Source organism: Escherichia sp. KTE172 (assembly GCF_000408845.1).
GTDB classification, from domain to species: Bacteria; Pseudomonadota; Gammaproteobacteria; order Enterobacterales; family Enterobacteriaceae; genus Escherichia; species Escherichia coli.
On record NZ_KE137316.1, the window covers coordinates 4530330 to 4556559 of the forward strand.

General features: G+C 51.6%; 23 protein-coding genes and 1 pseudogene. 11 read left to right on the forward strand and 13 right to left on the reverse strand.

Annotated elements, in window-relative coordinates; genetic code table 11:
• Positions 1-36 precede the first annotated feature (36 nt).
• The 4 genes from G434_RS02975 to cusR form a co-directional block, all read right to left on the reverse strand.
• Positions 37-1077: a WD40/YVTN/BNR-like repeat-containing protein gene (locus tag G434_RS02975; protein ID WP_000582607.1), complete on the reverse strand. Its 1041-nt coding sequence runs from the start codon at positions 1075-1077 to the stop codon at positions 37-39.
• A 25-nt stretch (positions 1078-1102) separates the two neighbouring features.
• Positions 1103-1402, reverse strand: a complete 300-nt coding sequence (locus G434_RS02970) for an HNH/endonuclease VII fold toxin-2 domain-containing protein (protein WP_001305542.1) — start codon at positions 1400-1402, stop codon at positions 1103-1105.
• 368 nt (positions 1403-1770) lie between these two features.
• A complete protein-coding gene (gene cusS, locus G434_RS02965) occupies positions 1771-3219 on the reverse strand; it encodes a Cu(+)/Ag(+) sensor histidine kinase CusS (protein ID WP_000253810.1) in 1449 nt (482 codons plus the stop codon).
• Positions 3209-3892, reverse strand: coding sequence for a copper response regulator transcription factor CusR (cusR, locus tag G434_RS02960; protein WP_000770953.1), 684 nt, complete (start codon positions 3890-3892; stop codon positions 3209-3211). The genes cusS and cusR overlap by 11 nt, the downstream gene beginning before the upstream one ends.
• Before the next feature lie 156 nt (positions 3893-4048).
• Between cusR and cusC the strand changes: the two genes are divergently transcribed.
• The 6 genes from cusC (at position 4049) to tnpA (ending at position 12325) form a co-directional block, all read left to right on the forward strand.
• Complete coding sequence (cusC, locus tag G434_RS02955) at positions 4049-5431, forward strand: Cu(+)/Ag(+) efflux RND transporter outer membrane channel CusC (protein ID WP_000074191.1); 1383 nt, start codon at positions 4049-4051, stop codon at positions 5429-5431.
• Positions 5432-5454: 23 nt separating this feature from the next.
• Positions 5455-5787 (forward strand): Cu(+)/Ag(+) efflux RND transporter periplasmic metallochaperone CusF, encoded by a 333-nt coding sequence (gene cusF, locus G434_RS02950; protein WP_000709877.1) that lies wholly within the window; start codon positions 5455-5457, stop codon positions 5785-5787.
• Between the two features lie 15 nt (positions 5788-5802).
• Positions 5803-7026 (forward strand): Cu(+)/Ag(+) efflux RND transporter periplasmic adaptor subunit CusB, encoded by a 1224-nt coding sequence (cusB, locus tag G434_RS02945; protein WP_000717115.1) that lies wholly within the window; start codon positions 5803-5805, stop codon positions 7024-7026.
• An 11-nt stretch (positions 7027-7037) separates the two neighbouring features.
• On the forward strand, positions 7038-10181 hold the full coding sequence (cusA, locus tag G434_RS02940; RefSeq protein ID WP_000573896.1) for a Cu(+)/Ag(+) efflux RND transporter permease subunit CusA: 3144 nt from the start codon (positions 7038-7040) through the stop codon (positions 10179-10181).
• 101 nt (positions 10182-10282) lie between these two features.
• On the forward strand, positions 10283-11659 hold the full coding sequence (gene pheP, locus G434_RS02935; RefSeq protein ID WP_000786320.1) for a phenylalanine transporter: 1377 nt from the start codon (positions 10283-10285) through the stop codon (positions 11657-11659).
• Between the two features lie 207 nt (positions 11660-11866).
• Complete coding sequence (gene tnpA, locus G434_RS02930) at positions 11867-12325, forward strand: IS200/IS605-like element IS200C family transposase (protein ID WP_000526135.1); 459 nt, start codon at positions 11867-11869, stop codon at positions 12323-12325.
• Positions 12326-12437: 112 nt separating this feature from the next.
• Here the strand turns inward: tnpA and ybdG are convergent, their stop codons facing one another.
• The 6 genes from ybdG to G434_RS31015 all read right to left on the reverse strand — a co-directional run bounded on the left by ybdG (position 12438) and on the right by G434_RS31015 (position 16890).
• Positions 12438-13685 carry a mechanosensitive ion channel YbdG gene (ybdG, locus tag G434_RS02925; protein WP_001153148.1) on the reverse strand — a complete coding sequence of 416 codons (1248 nt, stop codon included), beginning with the start codon at positions 13683-13685 and terminating at the stop codon, positions 12438-12440.
• Between the two features lie 107 nt (positions 13686-13792).
• Entirely contained in the window at positions 13793-14446 is a 654-nt protein-coding gene (gene nfsB, locus G434_RS02920) for an oxygen-insensitive NAD(P)H nitroreductase (protein WP_000351480.1), read from the reverse strand.
• Positions 14447-14524: 78 nt separating this feature from the next.
• A complete protein-coding gene (locus G434_RS02915; protein WP_000360972.1) occupies positions 14525-14908 on the reverse strand; it encodes an MmcQ/YjbR family DNA-binding protein in 384 nt (127 codons plus the stop codon).
• A gap of 64 nt (positions 14909-14972) precedes the next feature.
• Positions 14973-15221: a DUF1158 domain-containing protein gene (locus G434_RS02910; RefSeq protein WP_000682524.1), complete on the reverse strand. Its 249-nt coding sequence runs from the start codon at positions 15219-15221 to the stop codon at positions 14973-14975.
• 65 nt (positions 15222-15286) lie between these two features.
• The gene (locus tag G434_RS02905) at positions 15287-16405 is read right to left on the reverse strand and encodes a YbdK family carboxylate-amine ligase (protein WP_001130641.1); all 1119 of its coding nucleotides are present in this window, start codon (positions 16403-16405) and stop codon (positions 15287-15289) included.
• 215 nt (positions 16406-16620) lie between these two features.
• Complete coding sequence (locus G434_RS31015) at positions 16621-16890, reverse strand: hypothetical protein (protein WP_071592639.1); 270 nt, start codon at positions 16888-16890, stop codon at positions 16621-16623.
• Between G434_RS31015 and hokE (G434_RS02895) the strand changes: the two genes are divergently transcribed.
• Positions 16859-17011 carry a type I toxin-antitoxin system toxin HokE gene (hokE, locus tag G434_RS02895; RefSeq protein WP_000956465.1) on the forward strand — a complete coding sequence of 51 codons (153 nt, stop codon included), beginning with the start codon at positions 16859-16861 and terminating at the stop codon, positions 17009-17011. The genes G434_RS31015 and hokE (G434_RS02895) overlap by 32 nt on opposite strands.
• A 119-nt stretch (positions 17012-17130) precedes the next feature.
• Here hokE (G434_RS02895) and G434_RS31020 read toward each other — a convergent pair.
• Positions 17131-17392 (reverse strand): annotated as a pseudogene (locus G434_RS31020) (hypothetical protein); the annotation flags it as partial.
• Here G434_RS31020 and hokE (G434_RS30395) point away from each other — a divergent pair.
• Positions 17361-17513 carry a type I toxin-antitoxin system toxin HokE gene (hokE, locus tag G434_RS30395; protein WP_000956465.1) on the forward strand — a complete coding sequence of 51 codons (153 nt, stop codon included), beginning with the start codon at positions 17361-17363 and terminating at the stop codon, positions 17511-17513. The pseudogene G434_RS31020 and the gene hokE (G434_RS30395) overlap by 32 nt on opposite strands.
• Before the next feature lie 121 nt (positions 17514-17634).
• On the opposite strand, the gene entD is transcribed toward hokE (G434_RS30395), so the two are convergent.
• Both entD and fepA read right to left on the reverse strand, forming a co-directional pair.
• A complete protein-coding gene (entD, locus tag G434_RS02885) occupies positions 17635-18255 on the reverse strand; it encodes an enterobactin synthase subunit EntD (RefSeq protein WP_019842002.1) in 621 nt (206 codons plus the stop codon).
• Between the two features lie 174 nt (positions 18256-18429).
• The gene (gene fepA / locus G434_RS02880) at positions 18430-20670 is read right to left on the reverse strand and encodes a siderophore enterobactin receptor FepA (protein WP_001034923.1); all 2241 of its coding nucleotides are present in this window, start codon (positions 20668-20670) and stop codon (positions 18430-18432) included.
• A 242-nt stretch (positions 20671-20912) separates the two neighbouring features.
• On the opposite strand from fepA, the gene fes reads away from it, so the two are divergent.
• Genes fes through entF form a run of 3 tightly spaced genes read left to right on the forward strand, consistent with a single transcriptional unit; the run spans position 20913 to position 26214 of the window.
• Positions 20913-22115 (forward strand): enterochelin esterase, encoded by a 1203-nt coding sequence (gene fes / locus G434_RS02875; RefSeq protein ID WP_000125856.1) that lies wholly within the window; start codon positions 20913-20915, stop codon positions 22113-22115.
• Between the two features lie 2 nt (positions 22116-22117).
• The gene (gene ybdZ, locus G434_RS02870) at positions 22118-22336 is read left to right on the forward strand and encodes an enterobactin biosynthesis protein YbdZ (RefSeq protein WP_000885788.1); all 219 of its coding nucleotides are present in this window, start codon (positions 22118-22120) and stop codon (positions 22334-22336) included.
• Positions 22333-26214, forward strand: coding sequence for an enterobactin non-ribosomal peptide synthetase EntF (gene entF / locus G434_RS02865; protein ID WP_000077747.1), 3882 nt, complete (start codon positions 22333-22335; stop codon positions 26212-26214). Before ybdZ ends, entF begins: the two co-directional genes overlap by 4 nt.
• Positions 26215-26230: the final 16 nt, after the last annotated feature.

Sequence of the window (26230 nt, forward strand, 5' to 3'; positions counted from 1 at the left end):
CCCACTTTCCTTTAAATTAACTGCTGGCCCGGGAGGCTATTCAAACGCCATTGAATCAAAGAGGACATTCCAGGCATTACCATCATAAATAGCAGCTCCTCTGGAACCACAAACCATCATCACGGTCCCATCGGGTGAAACATCAATTCTTTTACTTAAAACGGCCACTTCAGGAGGGACGGGTTTATGTTTTGCATGCATGGCAAGCACCAGTTTGTCATCTTCCAGTACCCAGATGCCATAATCACTGGCACACCAGAGACGTCCATCAAACCATCCCATGTCGAGGAAAGGCATGGTCATTCCACCATGCGTAATTTGTGTCCATTGCTCATTGCGACCCTTCCATATAGCACCGTCAAAATCAGCAATATAAACAAATCCGTCACCGGCACAGCAAACTGTGTACAGAAGTTTATTTGTCGGAAAAGGGAGTTGTTTCCATTGCTCACCATTAAAGTGATAAACCGTTCCCGTTCCGCCCACTGCATACATATCCGATTCGGAAAAACCAGATAAATCTCGGAATCGACTTCTGGTTATTGCTTCTACCTTCCTATCTAACAATCCATCGGGGACAGGCAGGTATGTAGAATGTTCCCGCCAAATTTGGTGATCAACACGTTTGTATATTCTGAAACCACTACCGATAGCGTAAACACTGTTTTCAATTCGTACTACTTTTATTATAACGGAAAACATATCGATAGAACCTGGTATGAGTATATTTATACTTTCTTCTACTCCTTTGTATACATCTTCTTTATAACTCATAACATCACGGTCCTGACTGACCATAACATATTCGGTCTGAGATGGGGGCCAACCAGAAGATATAGTCATCAGAGATATCCCTGTTGCGCGACGACCATATATGCGATATTTTTTGGAGAGGGTAAACGTAATGGAAATTAATCTCTTTTCAGGTGGGTAAAAAGGGTTTTCATATTCGGCATGCTCCTCATCTACCACTTCAATCAATGAAAGACCTACTTTTCCATGCTCGTAACCATAGGTGCAGTCATATATATAAAAGCCTTTGAGATATTTCTGATACGATTCTATATCTATGATCATTTATCACCTCAAATATCTTCATCGTTTATAACACCCCCATCACCTGCATTGATTTTTGCAGAGTTAAATCACCACAGGTATAAGCGTCTTGGTAAGCTTTATCCAGTTGCGCTTTCAAACAAGATTTATCACAACCGTACATTAATGCAACCTCATCAATTACCATACATCTGGCATCTTTATAACTCATTTCTTTTCCAAAATGCTTTTCTTCTATTAGAGTGCCTGTAGCTGAGTGTAATGCACCATGTGAACCAGTACGATTGTCTTTTCCTTCCAGACAAATTGTAGGCGCTTTGCCTTCGGTATATTCCCCCCCCAGCACTTTCTTGTTGGATATTTGCTACGGGGCATTCTTTATATTAATTTTTCTTCCTTATGGAGTATCTCTGTTTGACACTTTAAAGTCTCTATGAGAATTATAAGATTTTTTTTAAAATAATACGTTTTCAGATTTAGCAACAGGATTTTCACTCATACGATTAATATACGATATTTTAATCTCAAAAATATATTTGGCTGGTGAAGCTATCTGGGGTGTATATTCACACCACATATATTATCAAAAGGCAGTTACGCTACCGCCATACCCTGATAAAACTCACCATCTGCACGAAACGGATTTTACGCTTTTTCTTCCGGCGAAATATCAAATTCTCAATTCAAATAATATCTATTGCGTTATATGACCTATCACTCCCTCTCCGGCAGCACAATCACAAACCTTGTTCCTCGCGCATCTGACGTTACCGCAACTGTGCCTTTATGCGCGACAACAATCGATTTCACTATCGCCAGCCCAATGCCGCTACCTTCGCCTTTTCGCTGGCGGGAAGGATCAACGCGGTAGAAACGGTCAAACAATCGCGGTAAGTGTTCGGGCGCAATGGGCGTACCGGGGTTTTCGACGGTAACTTGCACCTGATGATCGACCGCCTGGCAGCGTACTACAATAGCCTCTCCGGGTGGCGTATAACGCAGGGCATTAGAAAGCAGGTTGTTTAACGCCCGACGCAGCATCAGCGGATCGCCCGCAACCTGACACTCGTCACCAACAAACCGCAACTCCACGCCGCGATCTTCCGCTAACGCCTCGAAAAAATCGAACACTTTGCCGACTTCATCCGCCAGGTTGAGCATTTTCTTTTCGGGGATTAACTGGTTGTTATCGGCCTGGGCGAGAAACAACATATCGCTGACCATTTTCGCCATTCGCGTCAGCTCTTCGAGATTAGAGTAGAGCACATCTTCCAGCTCCTTCTGGCTGCGTGACTGGCTGAGGGCGATTTCGGTTTGCGTTATGAGATTCGTAATTGGTGTACGAATTTCGTGAGCGATATCCGCTGAGAAATTGGACTGGCGAGTAAAGACATCCTCAATACGCTCGATCATATGGTTGAACGACAGTACCAGCTGTTCCAGCTCAATCGGCACGGTCTGCGGGTCAAGGCGAACGTCGAGATCTTTCGAGGTGATATTCTGGATTTGACGGCTGACGCTGCGGATCGGCGCGTGACCTTTATGTACCGCCAATAGCACGATAAAGACGATCAGGATGCTGATGATCGATGCGGTCATAATAAGTTTATTCATCAAATCATTTATGTAATGAAGATGAAAATCGATCGAAAGCGCGATGTAGAGCGTATAAATCGGTTTGCCGTCCACCAACGGGCCAACCGGCAAGTTAATCATCCGCCAGTTGCTGTGTTCCATATGCCCGTGACCGTGGCCCGGCATCATCATTGTCGGGCCGGAAAGGAGATACACCTCGCCGCCCCGCGCGTCTTTATCGGGTATGGCATCACGTGCAAACTCGCGGATATCGGGCGCACCGGGGGAGTGATATACCGTTTTACCGTGGCTATCTGCCAGGGAGATCAACACATTGGAATAACCACTGACAATATCTTCCAGCGTCATTAAGCGTCGGGCTTGCGTTTCGTCAGGGTGATTAAGTACCCGTTCAAGTGTGGCGCTAATTTCTTTTAAATCATTAATATCCTGCTCGGCAAAATGCACTTTTACCGAGTGGATCATTATCCATGCAAAGGCGAAAAACGCCGCGATGGTGGCGAGGCTGATAAAAAAGGTCAGGCGGGTTGCCAGCGAAAACGGGCGCTGAAATGGCTTACTGACCATCCGGCACCTCAAGCATGTAACCCACGCCGCGCACGGTTTGAATCAGCTTCGGCTCAAAGTCGTTGTCGATTTTGCCACGCAGCCGCTTCACCGCCACATCAATGGCGTTAGTGTCGCTGTCGAAATTCATGTCCCACACCTGCGAGGCGATAAGCGAGCGGGGCAGCACTTCGCCCTGATGGCGAAGGAAAAACTCCAGCAGAGTAAACTCTTTACTGGTCAGAGTGATGCGCGTACCGCTGCGGGTGACTTTGCGGCTGACGAGATCGACCATCAAATCGGCAACCTGAAACTGACTTTCGATAATCACCGCCGCCCCGCGCCGCAGTAATGTGCGCACCCGCGCCAGCAGTTCAGCAAAAGCGAATGGCTTCACCAGGTAGTCATCTGCCCCCAACTCCAGCCCCTTGACGCGATGTTCAATGGTGCCAAGCGCGGTAAGCAACAGAATCGGCATCCCTTTATTGGCGGAACGCAACATACGCACGATATCCCAGCCGTTCACGTCTGGCAGCATAATATCGAGGATTATCAGGTCATAATCACCGGTCATCGCCAGATGGTAGCCATTCAGCCCGTTGTCGGCCAAATCGACCACAAAACCGGCTTCGGTTAACCCTTTGGTCAAGTATTCTCCGGTTTTCTTTTCATCTTCGACAATCAACAGTTTCATATTTCCTCCGCATGTTGCCCGGGCAATTCTAGAGTAGCGGGATCAGATGGCAATCGCTTATTGGCAAAATGACAATTTTGTCATTTTCCTGTCACCGGAAAATCAGAGCCTGGCGGGTAAAGTTGGCGACATAAAATCACCAGAAATTATGTGCCTATGTCTCCTTGTAAACTTCTGCCATTTTGTGTGGCCCTTGCGCTAACCGGTTGTTCACTGGCACCGGATTATCAGCGCCCGGCAATGCCCGTGCCGCAGCAGTTCTCACTCAACCAGAACGGCCTGGTTAACGCAGCAGATAACTACCAGAACGCGGGCTGGCGCACCTTTTTTGTTGATAATCAGGTGAAGACGCTGATTAGCGAGGCGCTGGTGAATAACCGGGATTTGCGCATGGCGACGCTGAAAGTGCAGGAAGCGCGGGCGCAATATCGTCTGACCGATGCCGACCGCTACCCACAGCTCAATGGCGAGGGCAGCGGCAGCTGGAGCGGCAATCTTAAAGGCGATTCAGCCACGACGCGGGAGTTCTCGACTGGCCTTAACGCCAGCTTTGATCTCGATTTTTTCGGTCGCTTAAAGAACATGAGCGAAGCCGAGCGACAAAATTATTTAGCCACTGAGGAAGCCCAGCGCGCGGTGCATATTCTGCTGGTTTCTAATGTCGCGCAAAGCTATTTCAATCAGCAGCTGGCGTATGCGCAATTGCAAATCGCCGAAGAAACGCTGCGTAATTATCAGCAGTCATATGCGTTTGTCGAAAAACAACTGTTGACCGGTAGCAGCAATGTTCTGGCGCTGGAACAGGCTCGCGGGGTGATTGAAAGTACCCGCAGCGACATCGCTAAACGTCAGGGGGAACTGGCGCAGGCGAATAATGCATTGCAACTGTTATTGGGAAGCTACGGCAAGCTGCCGCAAGCGCAGACAGTAAACAGCCACAGCCTGCAAAGCGTTAAATTACCGGCGGGCTTGTCGTCGCAAATTTTATTGCAGCGCCCGGATATTATGGAAGCTGAACACGCGTTAATGGCGGCTAATGCCAATATTGGTGCTGCACGTGCAGCATTTTTCCCGTCTATCAGCCTGACCAGCGGAATATCGACCACCAGCAGCGATCTGTCGTCATTATTTAACGCCAGCAGCGGGATGTGGAATTTTATTCCCAAAATTGAGATCCCCATTTTTAATGCCGGACGCAACCAGGCCAATCTGGATATCGCCGAAATTCGCCAGCAGCAGTCGGTGGTGAATTATGAACAGAAAATCCAGAACGCCTTTAAAGAAGTGGCAGATGCGCTGGCATTACGTCAAAGCCTGAACGATCAAATTAGCGCCCAGCAGCGTTATCTGGCGTCGCTGCAAATTACTTTGCAACGGGCGCGGGCATTATATCAGCACGGCGCGGTAAGTTATCTGGAAGTGCTGGATGCTGAGCGTTCTTTATTTGCAACCCGACAAACTTTACTTGACCTGAATTATGCCCGTCAGGTTAATGAAATTTCTTTATATACCGCCTTAGGCGGCGGTTGGCAGCAATAATTTTTAACTCCAGGAGAGAATAAATGAAAAAAGCACTGCAAGTCGCAATGTTCAGTCTGTTTACCGTTATTGGCTTTAATGCCCAGGCTAACGAACATCATCATGAAACCATGAGCGAGGCACAACCACAGGTCATTAGCGCCACCGGTGTGGTAAAAACCATTGATCTGGAAAGCAAAAAAATCACCATCCACCACGATCCAATTACCGCGGTGAACTGGCCGGAGATGACCATGCGCTTTACCATCACCCCGCAGACGAAAATGAGTGAAATTAAAACCGGCGACAAAGTGGCGTTTAATTTTGTCCAGCAGGGCAACCTTTCTTTATTACAGGATATTAAAGTCAGCCAGTAACCCAGGTTTAATGAGATGAAAAAAATCGCGCTTATTATCGGCAGCATGATCGCGGGCGGTATTATTTCTGCGGCAGGTTTTACCTGGTTTGCAAAGGCGGAACCGCCCGCAGAAAAAACGTCGACCGCAGAACGTAAAATTTTATTCTGGTACGACCCGATGTATCCCAATACGCGGTTCGATAAACCAGGTAAATCGCCGTTTATGGATATGGATCTGGTGCCGAAATATGCCGATGAAGAGAGTTCTGCGTCTGGTGTGCGCATTGACCCGACTCAGACGCAGAATCTGGGGGTGAAAACGGCTACCGTCACGCGCGGGCCGCTGACTTTTGCCCAGAGTTTCCCGGCGAATGTCAGTTACAACGAGTATCAGTATGCCATTGTGCAGGCTCGCGCTGCCGGGTTTATCGACAAGGTGTATCCGCTTACCGTGGGCGATAAAGTGCAAAAGGGCACACCGCTTCTCGACCTGACCATTCCCGACTGGGTGGAAGCGCAGAGTGAGTATTTACTGCTGCGCGAAACCGGCGGTACGGCGACCCAGACTGAAGGCATTCTTGAGCGGCTGCGACTGGCGGGAATGCCGGAGGCGGATATTCGCCGCCTGATCGCCACGCAAAAAATCCAGACTCGCTTTACGCTCAAAGCGCCCATTGATGGCGTGATCACCGCGTTTGATCTGCGCGCGGGAATGAATATCGCCAAAGATAATGTGGTAGCGAAAATTCAGGGTATGGACCCGGTGTGGATCACTGCCGCGATCCCGGAGTCCATCGCCTGGCTGGTGAAAGATGCCTCGCAGTTTACGCTCACCGTTCCGGCGCGACCTGATAAAACACTCACCATTCGCAAATGGACCCTGCTACCCGGCGTGGATGCCGCGACCCGCACGCTGCAGCTGCGTCTGGAAGTCGACAACGCCGACGAGGCGCTAAAACCGGGAATGAACGCCTGGTTGCAACTCAACACCGCCAGCGAACCGATGCTGCTCATTCCGTCACAGGCGCTGATTGATACCGGCAACGAACAGCGGGTGATTACCGTTGATGCCGACGGACGCTTTGTACCGAAACGCGTTGCCGTTTTCCAGGCATCGCAAGGCGTCACCGCGTTACGCTCTGGTCTGGCGGAAGGTGAAAAGGTGGTTTCCAGCGGCCTGTTCCTGATTGATTCCGAAGCCAATATTTCTGGCGCACTGGAGCGGATGCGCTCTGAAAGTGCTACCCATGCGCATTGAGGGAATAGCCAATGATTGAATGGATTATTCGTCGCTCGGTGGCGAACCGTTTTCTGGTGCTGATGGGCGCGTTGTGTCTGAGTATCTGGGGCACCTGGACCATCATTAACACGCCAGTGGATGCACTGCCGGATCTCTCTGATGTACAGGTGATTATTAAAACCAGCTATCCCGGTCAGGCACCGCAAATCGTTGAAAATCAGGTGACTTATCCGCTAACCACCACTATGTTGTCGGTGCCTGGCGCGAAGACTGTGCGCGGTTTCTCGCAGTTTGGCGACTCTTATGTGTATGTCATTTTCGAAGATGGCACCGATCCATACTGGGCGCGCTCGCGGGTGCTGGAGTACCTCAACCAGGTACAGGGTAAGCTGCCTGCGGGAGTCAGCGCCGAGCTGGGGCCAGATGCCACGGGTGTTGGCTGGATCTATGAATATGCACTGGTGGATCGCAGCGGTAAGCACGATCTTGCCGATTTACGCTCATTGCAGGACTGGTTTCTCAAATATGAGCTGAAAACCATTCCTGACGTTGCGGAAGTGGCGTCGGTAGGCGGTGTGGTGAAAGAGTATCAGGTGGTTATCGATCCTCAGCGCCTGGCGCAATATGGCATCAGTCTCGCCGAAGTAAAAAGCGCGCTGGATGCTTCAAACCAGGAAGCGGGCGGTTCGTCGATCGAACTGGCGGAAGCGGAATATATGGTGCGCGCCAGCGGCTATCTGCAAACGCTCGACGACTTTAATCACATCGTTTTAAAAGCCAGTGAAAATGGCGTGCCCGTTTATCTGCGCGATGTTGCGAAGGTCCAGATTGGCCCGGAGATGCGCCGGGGCATTGCCGAACTGAGCGGCGAAGGCGAAGTGGCGGGCGGGGTGGTGATCCTGCGCTCCGGCAAAAACGCCCGAGAAGTGATCGCCGCCGTGAAAGACAAACTGGAAACGCTGAAAAGTAGTCTGCCGGAAGGCGTGGAGATAGTTACAACATACGATCGCAGCCAGCTCATTGACCGCGCCATCGACAACCTCAGCGGCAAGTTGCTGGAAGAGTTTATTGTGGTGGCGGTAGTCTGTGCGCTGTTTCTCTGGCATGTGCGCTCGGCGCTGGTGGCGATTATTTCGTTGCCGCTGGGGTTGTGTATTGCTTTTATTGTCATGCACTTTCAGGGACTGAACGCCAATATTATGTCGCTGGGCGGCATTGCGATTGCCGTCGGGGCGATGGTCGATGCCGCTATCGTCATGATCGAGAATGCGCATAAACGGCTGGAAGAGTGGCAGCACCAGCATCCTGACGCCACGCTGGATAATAAAACGCGCTGGCAGGTGATCACCGATGCGTCTGTTGAAGTGGGTCCGGCGTTGTTTATCAGTCTGCTGATTATCACGTTGTCGTTTATCCCGATCTTCACCCTGGAAGGGCAGGAAGGGCGTCTGTTTGGCCCGCTGGCGTTCACCAAAACGTATGCGATGGCGGGTGCGGCGCTGCTGGCGATCATAGTGATCCCTATCCTGATGGGTTACTGGATCCGTGGCAAAATTCCGCCAGAAAGCAGTAACCCGCTCAATCGCTTTTTGATTCGTGCTTATCATCCGCTGTTGCTGAAAGTACTGCACTGGCCAAAAACCACGCTGCTGGTGGCAGCGCTTTCGGTGCTGACGGTTCTCTGGCCGCTCAATAAAGTTGGCGGGGAATTTTTACCGCAGATCAATGAAGGCGACTTGTTGTATATGCCATCGACGCTGCCGGGGATTTCCGCAGCAGAGGCGGCGAGTATGCTGCAAAAAACCGACAAGCTGATTATGAGCGTACCTGAAGTGGCGCGGGTATTTGGCAAAACCGGGAAAGCGGAAACCGCCACCGATTCTGCTCCGCTGGAGATGGTAGAAACGACCATCCAGCTTAAGCCACAAGATCAGTGGCGGCCAGGCATGACGATGGACAAAATCATTGAAGAACTGGATAACACCGTGCGTCTGCCGGGGCTGGCGAATCTGTGGGTGCCGCCAATTCGTAACCGTATCGATATGCTCTCAACCGGCATTAAAAGCCCTATCGGCATTAAAGTTTCCGGCACTGTGCTGGCGGATATCGACGCGATGGCGGAGCAAATTGAAGAAGTGGCGCGAACGGTGCCAGGCGTAGCTTCTGCGCTTGCCGAGCGTCTGGAAGGTGGGCGCTATATTAACGTTGAGATTAACCGTGAAAAAGCCGCGCGTTACGGTATGACGGTGGCGGATGTGCAATTGTTTGTGACATCTGCGGTGGGCGGGGCGATGGTTGGCGAAACGGTGGAAGGGATTGCCCGTTATCCAATTAATCTGCGTTATCCGCAAAGCTGGCGCGATAGTCCGCAGGCGCTGCGCCAGTTGCCGATTCTGACGCCGATGAAGCAGCAAATCACCCTGGCAGACGTGGCTGACGTTAAAGTCTCTACCGGACCGTCGATGCTGAAAACCGAGAATGCGCGCCCGACGAGCTGGATTTATATCGATGCCCGCGATCGTGACATGGTGTCGGTGGTTCACGATCTGCAAAAAGCGATAGCTGAAAAAGTGCAGTTAAAACCGGGCACCAGCGTGGCATTCTCCGGGCAGTTCGAGCTACTGGAGCGCGCCAACCATAAGCTGAAACTGATGGTGCCGATGACGTTGATGATCATCTTCGTGCTGTTGTATCTGGCGTTCCGTCGGGTGGGCGAAGCGTTGCTGATTATCAGCAGCGTACCGTTTGCGCTGGTGGGCGGCATCTGGTTGCTGTGGTGGATGGGCTTTCATCTTTCCGTGGCGACGGGCACCGGTTTTATTGCCCTTGCCGGGGTTGCCGCCGAATTTGGCGTGGTGATGCTGATGTATTTACGTCATGCCATAGAGGCCGAGCCGTCGTTGAATAATCCGCAAACATTCAGCGAGCAGAAGCTGGATGAGGCGTTGTATCACGGCGCTGTCCTGCGCGTGCGCCCGAAAGCGATGACGGTGGCGGTGATTATCGCTGGTCTGCTGCCGATTCTGTGGGGAACGGGAGCAGGTTCAGAGGTGATGAGCCGGATTGCCGCGCCGATGATTGGCGGCATGATCACCGCGCCTTTGCTATCGCTGTTTATTATCCCGGCGGCGTATAAGCTGATGTGGCTGCACCGACATCGGGTACGGAAATAAAAGCAGGATACCCGGTTTAACCGTGTGGATTGTGTCTTGCGACGATGGGCACTAAATGTTAAAAGGTGCCCCTCAACAAAAAAGACACACAGGGGAAAGGCGTGAAAAACGCGTCAACCGTATCGGAAGATACTGCGTCGAATCAAGAGCCGACGCTTCATCGCGGATTACATAACCGTCATATTCAACTGATTGCGCTGGGTGGCGCAATTGGTACTGGTCTGTTTCTAGGCATTGGCCCGGCGATTCAGATGGCGGGTCCGGCTGTATTGCTGGGCTACGGCGTCGCCGGGATCATCGCTTTCCTGATTATGCGCCAGCTTGGCGAAATGGTGGTTGAGGAGCCGGTATCCGGTTCATTTGCCCACTTTGCCTATAAATACTGGGGACCGTTTGCGGGCTTCCTCTCTGGCTGGAACTACTGGGTAATGTTCGTGCTGGTGGGAATGGCAGAGCTGACCGCTGCGGGCATCTATATGCAGTACTGGTTCCCGGATGTTCCAACGTGGATTTGGGCTGCCGCCTTCTTTATTATCATCAACGCCGTTAACCTGGTGAACGTGCGCTTATATGGCGAAACCGAGTTCTGGTTTGCGCTGATTAAAGTGCTGGCAATCATCGGTATGATCGGCTTTGGCCTGTGGCTGCTGTTTTCTGGTCACGGCGGCGAGAAAGCCAGTATCGACAACCTCTGGCGCTACGGTGGTTTCTTTGCCACCGGCTGGAATGGGCTGATTTTGTCGCTGGCGGTGATTATGTTCTCCTTCGGCGGTCTGGAGCTGATTGGGATTACTGCCGCTGAAGCGCGCGATCCGGAAAAAAGCATTCCGAAAGCGGTAAATCAGGTAGTGTATCGCATCCTGCTGTTTTATATCGGTTCACTGGTAGTTTTACTGGCACTCTATCCGTGGGTGGAAGTGAAATCCAACAGTAGCCCGTTTGTGATGATTTTCCATAATCTCGACAGCAACGTGGTAGCTTCTGCGCTGAACTTCGTCATTCTGGTAGCATCGCTGTCAGTGTATAACAGCGGGGTTTACTCTAACAGCCGCATGCTGTTTGGCCTTTCTGTGCAGGGTAATGCGCCGAAGTTTTTGACTCGCGTCAGCCGTCGCGGCGTGCCGATTAACTCGCTGATGCTTTCCGGAGCGATCACTTCGCTGGTGGTGTTAATCAACTATCTGCTGCCGCAAAAAGCGTTTGGTCTGCTGATGGCGCTGGTGGTAGCAACGCTGCTGTTGAACTGGATTATGATCTGCCTGGCGCATCTGCGTTTTCGCGCGGCGATGCGACGTCAGGGACGTGAAACACAGTTTAAGGCGCTGCTTTATCCGTTCGGCAACTATCTTTGTATTGCCTTCCTCGGCATGATTTTGCTGCTGATGTGCACGATGGATGATATGCGCTTGTCAGCGATCCTGCTGCCGGTGTGGATTGTATTCCTGTTTGTGGCATTTAAAACGCTGCGTCGGAAATAAGGCATTCACGCTACATCCGACAAAACGATGTCCGCTCTCATCCATTCGATGAGAGCGGTTTTTTGTGCACAGAAAACCCCCAGCTAGGCTGGGGGTTCCGGAAAGCTTTCAGCTTTAAGCCAGTTATTAAAACCCCTTTTGATTTGTTAAAACACCTTGCGGTCTGGCAACTGCAAGTGTCAAACAAGAAATCAAAAGGGGGTCCCAATGGGGAACGAAAAGAGCTTAGCGCACACCCGATGGAACTGTAAATATCACATAGTATTTGCGCCAAAATACCGAAGACAGGTGTTCTACAGAGAGAAGCGTAGAGCAATAGGCAGTATTTTGAGAAAGCTGTGTGAGTGGAAAAGTGTACGGATTCTGGAAGCTGAATGCTGTGCAGATCATATCCATATGCTTGTGGAGATCCCGCCCAAAATGAGCGTATCCGGCTTTATGGGATATCTGAAAGGGAAAAGCAGTCTGATGCTTTACGAGCAGTTTGGTGATTTGAAATTCAAATACAGGAACAGGGAGTTCTGGTGCAGAGGGTACTACGTCGATACGGTGGGTAAGAACACGGCGAAGATACAGGATTACATAAAGCACCAGCTTGAAGAGGATAAAATGGGAGAGCAGTTATCGATTCCCTATCCGGGCAGCCCGTTTACGGGCCGTAAGTAACGAAGTTGGATGCAAATGTCAGATCGTGTGCGCCTGTTAGGGCGCGGCTGGTAAGAGAGCCTTATAGGCGCATTTGAAAAACCTCCGGCTATGCCGGAGGATATTTATTTAATTACTGCTTAAATGCACCCGCCAGAGAGCGAATATCATTGCCGGTTGGCGACTGATGAAGTCGCAGACCAAACTCTTCGACAATCGCAAATATGTGATCGAATATATCAGCCTGAATGCTTTCATATTCCAGCCACACCACGGTGTTGGTAAACGCATAGATCTCGAGCGGTAAACCGTTATCACCAGGAGCCAGTTGGCGCACCATTAAGGTCATATCTTTGCGAATCCGCGGATGATTCCGCAGATATTCGTTCAGATAGGCACGAAAGGTTCCAATATTGGTCATTCGGCGCAGGTTTAATACCGACTCCGTAGAACCTTGCTGGCGATTCCACTCATTAATTTCCTGATGGCGGCTGGTTAAATAAGGCTTTAACAAATGCGCTTTATTCAGACGTTGCATTTCGTCTTCATCAAGAAAACGAATACTGGTGACATCAATACTGATACTGCGCTTAATACGTCGCCCGCCAGATGCTGACATCCCGCTCCAGTTTTTAAAGGAGTCAGAAACCAGAGACCAGGTGGGAATAGTGGTAATGGTATTGTCCCAGTTACGTACTTTGACGGTGGTTAACCCAATATCGATCACCGCGCCATCCGCGCCGTATTTCGGCATCTCCAGCCAGTCGCCCAGTTTCAGCATATCGTTCGCGGAAAGCTGAATACCTGCCACCAGACCAAGAATCGGATCTTTAAATACCAACATTAGCACGGCAGCCATTGCACCAAGACCGCTGATCAGAATCGCTGGCGACTGACCAATCAGCAGCGAGATCATCAAAATGCCGACCAGAATCGCGCCGATCAGTTTAATCCCCTGAAATATCCCTTTCAGCGGTAACTGAGATGCCGCCGGGAATTTCTGCGCCAGATTCAAAATAACATCCAGCAACGAGAAGACTGAAAGCAGCGCATACATCATGATCCACAACTGCGCGCAGGTAGTCAGAATATCTGCCGCTTCGGTGCCTTTTTGCAGCCAGAATACCGCCTGAATATTGACGATAATCCCCTGCAGGGTAAAAGCTAAACGGTGGAAGAGTTTATTCTGGGTAATGATTTGCAACCAAAGCCGTGAACTGGCAATGGCGCGTTTTTCGAAGGTCCGCAGTACCACCCAATGCAAAATAATATGCACCACGACGGCGGTCAGAAAAATAATACCGAAAATCATCACCATTGAGGTGGTGTGATCGATCTCAATACCCGCTAAATCTTCAACCTGGGATATTAAATCCTGCATAACGTCTCCTTTATACAACAGCAGCCTATGATGACGGCTGAAACAGGGTTATGCAAATCAGGAGAATCTGAGGGGAAATAGCCGGGCAGATGCCCGGCAAGAGAGAATTACACTTCGGTTAAGGTGATGTTTTGCGGCAGACGAGATTTCGGCAGCGTAGCGTTAAAATCTTCAACGCTGTGATGACCCACCGGAACAACTACCAGACTGGTGTAGCCTTTCTCTTTCAGACCAAATTCTGCATCGAGGATTGCGGCGTCAAAACCTTCGATGGGTACCGCGTCCAGACCCAGCGCCGCCACGCCGAGCAGGAAGTTGCCGACGTTGAGATAAACCTGTTTTGCCATCCACTCTGCATCATCATGCAGATCTTTACGGTGCATATCGGCGAAGAACTTGCGACCTTTATCGTTCGCGGCTTTCGCTTCCGGCGTGGCAAAGCGGCCATCGGCATCTTCCTGGTCAACAACCAGCTTCAGCCAGGCATCGTCCATCGCGGTTTTTGCACAGAACACCACAACGTGCGAGGCATCAAGCATTTTACGCTCGTTGAACACGTAATTACCGGCAGCGGATTTGGCAACACGCGCTTTACCTTCTTCCGTGCTGGCAACAATAAAATGCCACGGCTGGGAGTTGGTGCTGGATGGGCTGTATTGCAGGAGAGTTTTGATCTGCTCGGCCTGTTCCGGGGTTAGTTTTTTGCTGGCATCAAATGCCTTAGTGGAATGACGCTTTAAGGCGACAGAAATGATATCCATAAAGACTCCATGTGAAAGTAATTTTGCGTGCCAGCAGATTACAAGGATCGAGATGAAATGGTAAGCGAGAAAAATGCGCTATTGATTTACGGTTGAGTAAGGACGCAGTCGTTTTTGATCGCGTTTAGCCAGACCATCAACCACCAGATTCCACGAATCGTTGATCAGATCGCGAAGTAACGCTTCGGAGATTTCCTCGCCGGGATACACCGAAATCCAGTGCTTTTTATTCATGTGATACCCTGGCTTGATGCTTGGGTATATTTGCTGATTTAGCAGGGATTTTTGTGGATCGGACTTCAGATTGATAAAGGGGACGCCGCGCAGCTCCGACGACAGCATAAAAATCTTGCCGCCAATTTTAAAAACATCGAACTCCGGGCCAAAAGGCCAGCAAAGCTCGACAAAGGGTAACTCAAGGGCCAGGCGTTTCGTCGTTTCGTGCGGTGATTGCTTATCCATAAACGTTCCTTTAGGCGAAGGAGAATAAGCAAAGTATGCCGCGAAGTTCGGCGATAATCGACGTTTAATCCGCCAGCGAGAACCAGCGTCGCCAGATAAAGCGCAGAACAAAATACTCAATAGCGCCCAGCACTAAAAACCACAGACAAAACAATAAAGTGTAAAGCTGGCTAAGATCCATCAGATGGAACGTGGTCACCAGTTTTTGTGCCAGCGTCAGCCCCAATGCGGGGGCGGGAAGCAGCAGGCAAGAGAGGAAAGCCATCAGCAAAATGCCTGCTGCGGTGGTCAAGGTTTCTAAAGGGTGTTTCATAACATTGTTAAATGTAAGTTAAAACACCATTGTCAGGGATATTCTTCTGTAAGGCAATTCCCGACTTATTCTCCGGTCCAGATCTCACAATGCTTTTTCACCAGCCCAATTAGCGAGCCACCATCGGCGACGAAATCACGCATTAGCTGCGCTTCATTCAGACCACTGACGACCTGGCGGTGCAGTGCTTCAATTGCGCTCGATGCGCCAATTTTATGTGCAGAAGGGGCGATTTTTTCCAGTAAACGCAAGGTGTCTTCCGTTAGTGACCGACGATCGCCAGTATGCGGATCGGTAATGACGCCTTCCAGCCCATAGCGGCAGGCCTGGAAACGGTTGAATTTATACAGCAGGTAATCTTTCTCCTGATGTTTAAATGGGCGTTCTGTCAGTAACCAGTGGGCGGTAGCCTGAATCAATCCTGCCATATTTACCGCATGGCTAAGGGTTAACGGGGTATCCATTACCCGAACCTCCACCGTGCCAAAATGAGGACTGGGGCGAATATCCCAGTGCAGATCTTTAATGCTGTCGATCATCGTGGTGTAACTCAGGCAGCGAAACAGGGCTTCAAATTGTTGCCAGTTACTGACCCACGGCATCGGGCCATTATCGGGAAAGGCGGAAAAAATATTCGGTCGTGAGGAGGCAAAACGCGTATCCGTTCCTTGCATATATGGTGACGCGGCGGAAAGGGCGATGAAGTGCGGCACAAACCGTGACAGGCCGTGCAGCAAATAAATGGCGTCATCGCCACTGGCGCAACCAACATGGACATGCTGACCAAAAACGGTCGCCTGTTGAATGAGATAACCAAAGTTTTCCAGCGTTCGTTGATAGCGTTCGTTATCGCATACCTCCTGACGCTGCCATTTCTGAAACGGGTGCGTGCCACCGCCGCAAATTTCCAGATGATGATCTGCGGCTGCCTGCAATACGACTTTCTGCATCGCTGAAAATTGCCCGGCAGCCTGGTTGATATCACGGCAAACATCCGTCGCCAACTCCAGCATACTTTCGGTGATATCGTGCTTTACCTCTCCGGCCGTGATCTTATTTTTAACCGCGTCAATCAGCATTGAAGAGTCCTGGCTTAAGTCATAGCCCGGCGGATTAACCACCTGCATTTCCAGTTCAATACCGAGGGTAAAAGGTTCAGAAACATGAAAATCGGGTAATGGCATAGGTTTCTCTTATGTTGGCGTTTTCTATTCAGTATAGAAGTCGGAGCGGCTGGGCGAGATGCGGAAGTTCTGGAATGCTTCTTTTTTTTGGTGATGGTGAACTGATTGTGACTGAAGAAGTTTGGCTACTTTTGCAATGTGACAAGTTATGGCAGAGCTGGCTGGTGGCGAAGAATTTTGACGATTGAGGCATGCAGAAAAATACGGGTTCAGCTTCAGTTGATCAAATGAGGAGTGAGAAGTCCGAAACAGGACTCACTGTATAAATAAACAGCTATTTTGCTGAAGAAGGGTAAGATAACGGCGGGTGCCTGAAGCTTTCCGGTTTCAGGTTTACTCTGAGGTCTGGAAAGATGAAGCCCCAGGACGATATTTCTATCAACCCTGGGGCTGCCACTCCAAACCCAAACAATTTGGATGGTAGTCCCTTCTTCGCATGGAGGCAATATAAACATGCTGACGAAATATGCCCTTGTGGCTGTCATAGTGCTGTGTTTAACGGTGCTGGGATTTACGCTTCTGGTCGGAGACTCGCTGTGTGAGTTTACGGTGAAGGAACGTAATATTGAGTTTAAGGCTGTTCTCGCTTACGAACCGAAGAAGTAGCCGTTGTGCGGGGAGTAATCCCCGCATATCCGGTTGTCAGGTCAGGGTGGTAAGGCACCTGCTTTACACTTTCGCCCGCGGTCAGCAATGGCTGCGGGCGATTTCGTTTTACGAACAATAACGAGCGTTGCCAACAGAAGTCCGAAACAGGACTCGCTGTATAAATAAACAGCTATTTTGATAAGGAAGGGTAAGATAACGGCGGGTGCCTGAAGCTTTCCGGTTTCAGGTTTACTCTGAGGTCTGGAAAGATGAAGCCCCAGGAGATATTTCTATCAACCCTGGGGCTGCCACTCCAAACCAGACAATTTGGATGGTAGTCCCTTCTTCGCATGGAGGCAATATAAACATGCTGACGAAATATGCCCTTGTGGCAGTCATAGTGCTGTGTTTAACGGTGCTGGGATTTACGCTTCTGGTCGGAGACTCGCTGTGTGAGTTTACGGTGAAGGAACGTAATATTGAGTTTAAGGCTGTTCTCGCTTACGAACCGAAGAAGTAGCCGTTGTGCGGGGAGTAATCCCCGCATATCCGGTTGTCAGGTCAGGGTGGTAAGGCACCTGCTTTACACTTTCGCCCGCGGTCAGTGATGGCTGCGGGCGAATCGTACCAGAAGTTGTCAATTAATCGTGTTGGCACAGCGTTATGACTATCTTTTCTTTTATCTGCCAGTGCACAGCAAACTGCTCATCCTCTAGTCGAATGATGATCCGCTGTTTATTCCAGCTAATTATCTGATAATCCAGAAAACCTTGAGCGGCCTGTATCTTGCTTGCCTTAAATGCGCTCTCTTTGGCGGAAAATGCCAGTGTCAGCGCCAGAGAAAAGGTTAAACCGCATTCTGCGAGTCGCTCGTGTTCTGCTGGTGTAATAATGTTGTCTGTCAATTCTCTTGCGGTTTGTACAGAGAAAATCTCTTCGATATCAATGCCAATCGGTTGACGAGATACCACGGCTAATGCCGTAGTCCCGCAGTGGCTAATACTGCCGTATACCTCCGCAGGCCACACAGGTTGGCGTAGCTCGCCGATAGCGGGCACATATTTATAGCCATATTCCCGCAAGGCATAAACAGCAGCGATTCGTCCAGCTAAATGCTCTGTTTTACGTTTACGTCCAGCGTGTTGCAGTTGTGCGTAGTGTGGCAGCCAGAGTAAATCCTGCTCGCGAAAACTCGCCGGATCGAACTCAACAAAATGCAGCGTATGTCCGGCAAAGGGGAGGGCGGTATGCGTAGTTTTCATATCGACTATATTCGAGACTGATGACAAACGCAAAACTGCCTGATGCGCTACGCTTATCAGGCCTACATGGTCCTGCAATATATTGAATTGGCAAGATTTTTGTAGGCCGGATAAGGCGTTCACGCCGCATCCGGCATGAACGACGCGCACTTTGTCAACAATCTGACGTTAGCATCAGAAGTGAGTATTAATGCTCATATACCACGTACGTCCCGGCTCGTTATAGGTATACGCCCCGGCACCGGCGATATAGTTGGCTCCTGCCAGATCGCCCGTGGTCTGGGCATTACCCGCACGCCACAAACGTTTGTCGAACAGGTTGTCCACGCCGCCGGTCAGACTGACATTCTTCGTTACATCCCAGGTCGCGCTCAGGCCAACAATGCTGTACGGGCTGATTTCTTTGGTTTCCGGTCCAACCGCTGGCTGACCTTTATAGTTGTACTTCTTCGGCTGCTGCTTGCCGTACCAGGTGAAGGTTGTTTGCATCGACAAATCTTCCCGTGCCTGCCAGCTCAGCGTTGAGTTCAACGTATACTCCGGGATGATCGACAAACGGTCGCCCGTGGTTTTGTTTTCACTCTTCAGCATATAAGTGATGTTATTGGTCCACATCACCGTTTCGCTAACCGGTACGTTTAACGATCCTTCCAGACCTTCAACCACCGCTTTCGGTACGTTATCCCACTGATAGAGATCGGTGCCGACTGCGTTTTGCCCTACAGCCACATAGCCCGCTTCAATCTTATTGCGATAATCGTTACGGAACCAGGTGACGCCCGCCAGCCAGCCGTCGCGTTTGAACTCCAGACCAATCTCCTTGTTGATACTGGTTTCCGCTTTCAGGTCATCATTACCTTGCAGATAGCAGCCGCCCGCGCTGGCATAGCAGCCCTGACCTTTACTGTAGAGAATGTAGTTTGGGTTAGTCTGGTACAGACTCGGCGCTTTATAAGCACGGGCAATGCCCATTTTCAGCGTGAAGTCATCGCCTAAACCTTGCGAGATATTCAGCGCCGGACTCCAGTTATTGCCAACAATGCTGTGATGATCGAAACGCAGCCCCGGCGTTACGATGGTGCTGTCAGTCAGCTCCATATTGTTTTCGGCAAACAGCGAGAAAATTTCTGCTTTTGAATATGGGCTACGGTCGGTGGCACTCACGCCATCAATAGCGCCACCGGTATTCGTCCCGGTGAGCGCCTGGGTGTTGGAACTTAAGTCCTTCATCCGTTGCTGATTCCACTCCGTACCCAGCGTCAGCGTCTGGTTAACGAGGAAATCAATCGGCAGGTTAACTTCGCTATGCAGCATCACGTCATCGAGATCGATATCGACGAAATCCTGTGTCGCTTTTTCGTTAAATTTCCCTTCTGTGCCGCCCGCCAGACCTTCCGGGATGCGCGAGTTACGGGTGTGTTCGTACTGCACCCAGTTGCTGGTGGTCACGCCGTTATCCCAGCCGCCGTTCCAGGTCAGCGAGTAGTTCTGGCGATACAGACGGTTGGTTTCATCGCCATATTTCGAGCGGGTATAGGAGTCAGAGTTGGTGTTCTGGGTATCGCCCGCATACAGGTTACCCTGGCGGCTGTAACCCGCTTCCAGTTCCAGCGATTGCAATGGTGCGAAGTCCCAGCGCACCACGCCATTAATATCTTTGTTGATCACCCCTTCGCGCCCGGCTGGTAACGTCGTGGCATAGGTTCCGGCACGCGCGGACTGATGGCCCTGGTTGATATCCCACGCGTCAGCCTGGGTTTTGTCGAGGTTGCCATACAAGCGGAAGCTGAATTCGTCGCCCAGCGGACCGGTGAGGCTAAAGTTAGTGCGTTTGGTGGCACCTTCCTCTTTATGTTCTGGCGCATTGAAATATGCGTCCCAGGAGCCGTGCCACTCACCACTGCCTTTTTTGGTAATGATGTTAACCACGCCGCCCGCCGCGCCGTTGCCATAACGCGCAGCTGCCGGACCACGCAGAACTTCAATACGTTCAATCATTTCAGGTGGCACCCAGGAGGTATCACCACGGGTATCGCGCTCGCCACGCCAGCCCTGACGCACCGAGTTACGGCTGCTTACCGGCTTGCCGTCAATCAAAATCAGCGTGTTTTCCGGACCCATGCCGCGAATATCAATTTGTCGGTTATTCCCACGCTGACCACTGGTGGAGTTACCGGTCAGGTTAACGCCTGGCATGGTACGGATGATCTCCGACACATCGCGGGCAACGGGGTTTTTGCGGATTTCATCTGCGGTGATGGTCGAAACGCCAGGCGCTTGCAAGTTCTGCTCGGCGGCGGTAACGACAATGGTATCGTCGTGTGAAACAGGAGTATCGGTTGGCTCTTGTGCCTGTGCTACCCCATAAATCCCCAGATTGACCAACAAGGCCAGGGAATGAATCTTCTTGTTCATTGTTTTATTCCTGCATTTTTGCCACGAATTGCAACTGTCGGGCATGGTCGTCATCAATACGACGCACCCCGCTACCGCGAAAACCTTTGATCCTGAAAGACACGCAGTGCAGTTGGTTAATTAATGTCCGCGCTTCCCACGGCGCGCCATTACGCTATTGCAAATGCAAATAGTTATCAATAATATTATCAATATATTTCTGCAATCAATGAAAAATTGCACAGTAAACATGGGGTTATGGTGTGACGGCGTTAAAAGTAGGAAGTGAGAGCTGGTGGCAGTCGAAACATGGCCCGGAATGGCAGCGTCTGAATGACGAAATGTTTGAGGTCACTTTCTGGTGGCGTGATCCCCAAGGTTCTGAAGAATACTCGACGATAAAGCGGGTATGGGTCTACGTCACTGGTGTGACCGATCACCATCAGAACAGCCAGCCCCAGTCGATGCAGCGAATTGCAGGCACCAACGTCTGGCAGTGGACGACACAACTCAATGCCAACTGGCGCGGCAGCTACTGTTTTATTCCCACCGAACGCGATGACATTTTTTCTGCACCATCCCCCGATCGCCTCGAATTACGTGAAGGCTGGCGAAAACTATTACCCCAGGCGATAGCCGATCCGCTGAATCCACAAAGCTGGAAAGGCGGGCGAGGGCACGCTGTTTCTGCACTCGAAATGCCGCAAGCGCCTCTGCAACCGGGATGGGATTGTCCGCAAGCGCCAGAAATACCTGTCAAAGAAATTATCTGGAAAAGTGAACAGTTGAAAAATTCACGCCGTGTATGGATTTTTACCACCGGCGATGCAACAGCAGAAGAACGCCCGCTGGCAGTTTTGCTTGATGGCGAATTTTGGGCGCAGAGTATGCCCGTCTGGCCTGCGCTGACTTCGCTGACCCATCGTCGGCAACTTCCTCCCGCCGTGTATGTGTTGATCGACGCTATCGACACCACGCACCGCGCTCACGAACTGCCGTGTAATGCGGATTTCTGGCTGGCAGTACAGCAAGAGTTATTACCCCTGGTGAAAGCTATTGCCCCTTTTAGCGATCGCGCCGATCGCACCGTGGTCGCCGGGCAGAGTTTTGGTGGGCTTTCCGCGCTGTATGCCGGACTGCACTGGCCTGAACGTTTTGGCTGTGTATTAAGCCAGTCAGGATCGTACTGGTGGCCGCATCGGGGCGGGCAGCAAGAAGGTGTTTTACTTGAGCAACTTAAAGCTGGTGAAGTTAGCGCCGAAGGTCTGCGCATTGTGCTGGAAGCGGGTATTCGCGAGCCGATGATCATGCGGGCCAATCAGGCGCTGTATGCGCAATTACACCCTATAAAAGAATCCATTTTCTGGCGTCAGGTTGACGGCGGACATGATGCGCTTTGTTGGCGCGGTGGCTTGATGCAGGGGCTAATTGACCTCTGGCAACCACTTTTCCATGACAGGAGTTGAATATGGCATTCAGTAATCCCTTCGATGATCCGCAGGGAGCGTTTTACATTTTGCGCAATGCGCAGGGGCAATTCAGTCTGTGGCCGCAACAATGCGCCTTACCGGCAGGCTGGGACGTTGTGTGTCAGCCGCAGTCACAGGCGTCCTGCCAGCAGTGGCTGGAAGCCCACTGGCGTACTCTGACACCGTCGAATTTCACCCAGTTGCAGGAGGCGCAATGAGCCAGCATTTACCTTTGGTCGCCGCACAGCCCGGCATCTGGATGGCAGAAAAACTGTCAGATTTACCCTCCGCCTGGAGCGTGGCGCATTACGTTGAGTTAACCGGAGAGGTTGATGCGCCATTACTGGCCCGCGCGGTGGTTGCCGGATTAGCGCAAGCAGATACGCTGCGGATGCGTTTTACGGAAGATAACGGCGAAGTCTGGCAGTGGGTCGATGATGCGCTGACGTTCGAACTGCCAGAAATTATCGACCTGCGAACCAACATTGATCCGCACGGTACTGCGCGGGCATTAATGCAGGCGGATTTGCAACAAGATCTGCGCGTCGATAGCGGTAAACCACTGGTCTTTCATCAGTTGATACAGGTGGCGGATAACCGCTGGTACTGGTATCAGCGTTATCACCATTTGCTGGTCGATGGCTTCAGTTTCCCGGCCATTACACGCCAGATCGCCAATATTTACTGCGCATTGCTGCGTGGCGAACCAACGCCTGCTTCGCCGTTTACGTCTTTCGCTGATGTAGTGGAAGAGTATCAGCAGTACCGCGAAAGTGAAGCCTGGCAGCGTGATGCGGCATTCTGGGCGGAACAGCGTCGTCAACTGCCACCGCCCGCGTCACTTTCTCCGGCACCTTTACCGGGGCGCAGCGCTTCGGCAGATATTTTGCGCCTGAAACTGGAATTTACCGACGGGGAATTCCGCCAGCTGGCTATGCAACTTTCAGGTGTGCAGCGTACCGATTTAGCCCTTGCGCTGGCGGCTTTGTGGCTGGGGCGATTGTGCAATCGCATGGACTACGCCGCCGGATTTATCTTTATGCGTCGACTGGGCTCGGCGGCGCTGACGGCTACCGGACCCGTGCTCAACGTTTTGCCGTTGGGGATTCACATTGCGGCACAAGAAACGCTGCCGGAACTGGCAACCCGACTGGCAGCACAACTGAAAAAAATGCGTCGTCATCAACGTTACGATGCCGAACAAATTGTCCGTGACAGCGGGCGAGCGGCAGGAGAGGAACCGCTGTTCGGTCCGGTACTCAATATCAAGGTATTTGATTACCAACTGGATATTCATGGTGTTCAGACGCAAACCCATACCCTGGCAACCGGTCCGGTTAATGACCTTGAACTGGCCCTGTTCCCAGATGAACACGGTGATTTGAGTATTGAGATCCTCGCCAATAAACAGCGTTACGATGAGCCAACGTTAATTCAACACGCTGAACGCCTGAAAATGCTGATTGCCCAGTTCGCCGCGGATCCGGCGCTGTTGTGCGGCGATGTCGATATTATGCTGCCAGGTGAATATGCGCAGCTGGCGCAGATCAACGCCACTCAGGTTGAGATTCCAGAAACCACGCTGAGCGCGCTAGTGGCAGAACAAGCGGCAAAAACACCGGATGCTCCGGCGCTGGTTGATGCGCGTTACCAGTTTAGCTATCGGGAAATGCGCGAACAGGTGGTGGCGCTGGCGAATCTGCTGCGTGAGCGCGGCGTTAAACCAGGCGACAGCGTGGCGGTGGCGCTACCGCGCTCGGTCTTTTTGACCCTGGCGCTGCATGCAATTGTTGAAGCAGGCGCGGCCTGGCTACCGCTGGATACCGGCTATCCGGACGATCGTCTGAAGATGATGCTGGAAGATGCGCGCCCGTCGCTGTTAATCACCACCGACGATCAACTGCCGCGCTTTGCCGATGTTCCAGATTTAACCAGCCTTTGCTATAACGCCCCGCTTAAACCGCAGGGCAGTGCGCCGCTGCAACTTTCACAACCGCACCACACGGCTTATATCATCTTTACCTCCGGTTCCACCGGCAGACCGAAAGGGGTAATGGTCGGGCAGACGGCTATCGTCAACCGCCTGTTGTGGATGCAAAACCATTACCCGCTTACAGGCGAAGATGTCGTTGCCCAAAAAACGCCGTGCAGTTTTGATGTCTCGGTGTGGGAGTTTTTCTGGCCGTTTATTGCCGGGGCGAAACTGGTGATGGCTGAACCGGAAGCGCACCGCGACCCGCTCGCTATGCAGCAATTCTTTGCCGAATATGGCGTAACGACCACGCACTTTGTGCCCTCTATGCTGGCGGCATTTGTTGCTTCGCTGACGCCGGAAACTGCTCGCCAGAGTTGCGCGACCTTGAAACAGGTTTTTTGTAGCGGTGAAGCCTTACCGGCCGATTTATGCCGCGAATGGCAACAGTTAACCGGCGTGCCGTTGCATAATCTATATGGCCCGACGGAAGCGGCGGTAGATGTCAGCTGGTATCCGGCTTTTGGCGAGGAACTGGCACAGGTGCGCGGTAGCAGCGTGCCGATTGGTTATCCAGTGTGGAATACGGGCCTGCGTATTCTTGATGCGATGTTGCATCCGGTGCCGCCGGGTGTGGCAGGCGATCTCTATCTCACCGGCATCCAACTGGCGCAAGGGTATCTGGGACGACCCGATCTGACCGCCAGCCGCTTTATTGCCGATCCTTTTACCCCAGGTGAACGCATGTACCGTACCGGAGATGTTGCCCGCTGGCTGGAAAACGGCGCGGTGGAGTATCTCGGGCGTAGTGACGATCAGCTAAAAATTCGTGGTCAGCGAATTGAACTGGGCGAAATCGATCGCGTGATGCAGGCGCTGCCGGATGTCGAGCAAGCTGTTACCCACGCTTGTGTGATTAATCAGGCGACAGCCACCGGGGGGGATGCGCGTCAGCTGGTGGGCTATCTGGTGTCGCAATCAGGTCTGCCGTTGGATACCAGCGCATTGCAGGCGCAACTGCGCGAAACATTGCCGCCGCATATGGTACCCGTCGTTCTGCTGCAACTTCCACAGTTACCTCTTAGCGCCAACGGCAAGCTGGATCGCAAAGCCTTACCGTTGCCTGAACTGAAAGCACAAGCGCCGGGGCGTGCGCCGAAAGCGGGCAGTGAAACGATTATCGCCGCGGCATTCTCGTCGTTGCTGGGTTGTGACGTGCAGGATGCCGATGCTGATTTCTTTGCGCTTGGCGGTCATTCGCTACTGGCAATGAAACTGGCTGCGCAGTTAAGTCGGCAGTTTGCCCGTCAGGTGACGCCGGGGCAGGTGATGGTCGCGTCAACTGTCGCCAAACTGGCAACGATTATTGATGGTGAAGAAGACAGCTCCCGGCGCATGGGATTCGAAACCATTCTGCCGTTGCGTGAAGGTAATGGCCCGACGCTGTTTTGTTTCCATCCTGCGTCCGGTTTTGCCTGGCAGTTCAGCGTGCTCTCGCGTTATCTCGATCCACAATGGTCGATTATCGGCATTCAGTCGCCGCGCCCTCATGGCCCCATGCAGACCGCGGCAAACCTGGATGAAGTCTGCGAAGCGCATCTGGCAACGTTACTTGAACAACAACCGCACGGCCCTTATTACCTGCTGGGGTATTCGCTGGGCGGTACGCTGGCGCAGGGCATAGCGGCGCGACTGCGTACCCGTGGTGAACAGGTGGCATTTCTTGGCTTGCTGGATACCTGGCCGCCAGAAACGCAAAACTGGCAGAAAAAAGAGGCTAATGGTCTGGACCCGGAAGTACTGGCGGAGATTAACCGCGAGCGCGAGGCCTTCCTGGCGGCACAGCAGGGAAGTACTTCAACGGAGTTGTTTACCACCATTGAAGGCAACTACGCTGATGCTGTGCGCCTGCTGACGACTGCTCATAGTGTACCGTTTGACGGTAAAGCGACGCTGTTTGTTGCTGAACGCACGCTTCAGGAAGGTATGAATCCCGAACGCGCCTGGTCGCCGTGGATTGCGGAGCTGGATATCTATCGTCAGGATTGTGCGCATGTGGATATTATCTCTCCGGTGGCGTTTGAAAAAATTGGGCCGATTATTCGTGCGACGCTAAATAAGTAAATTTATATTATCTATA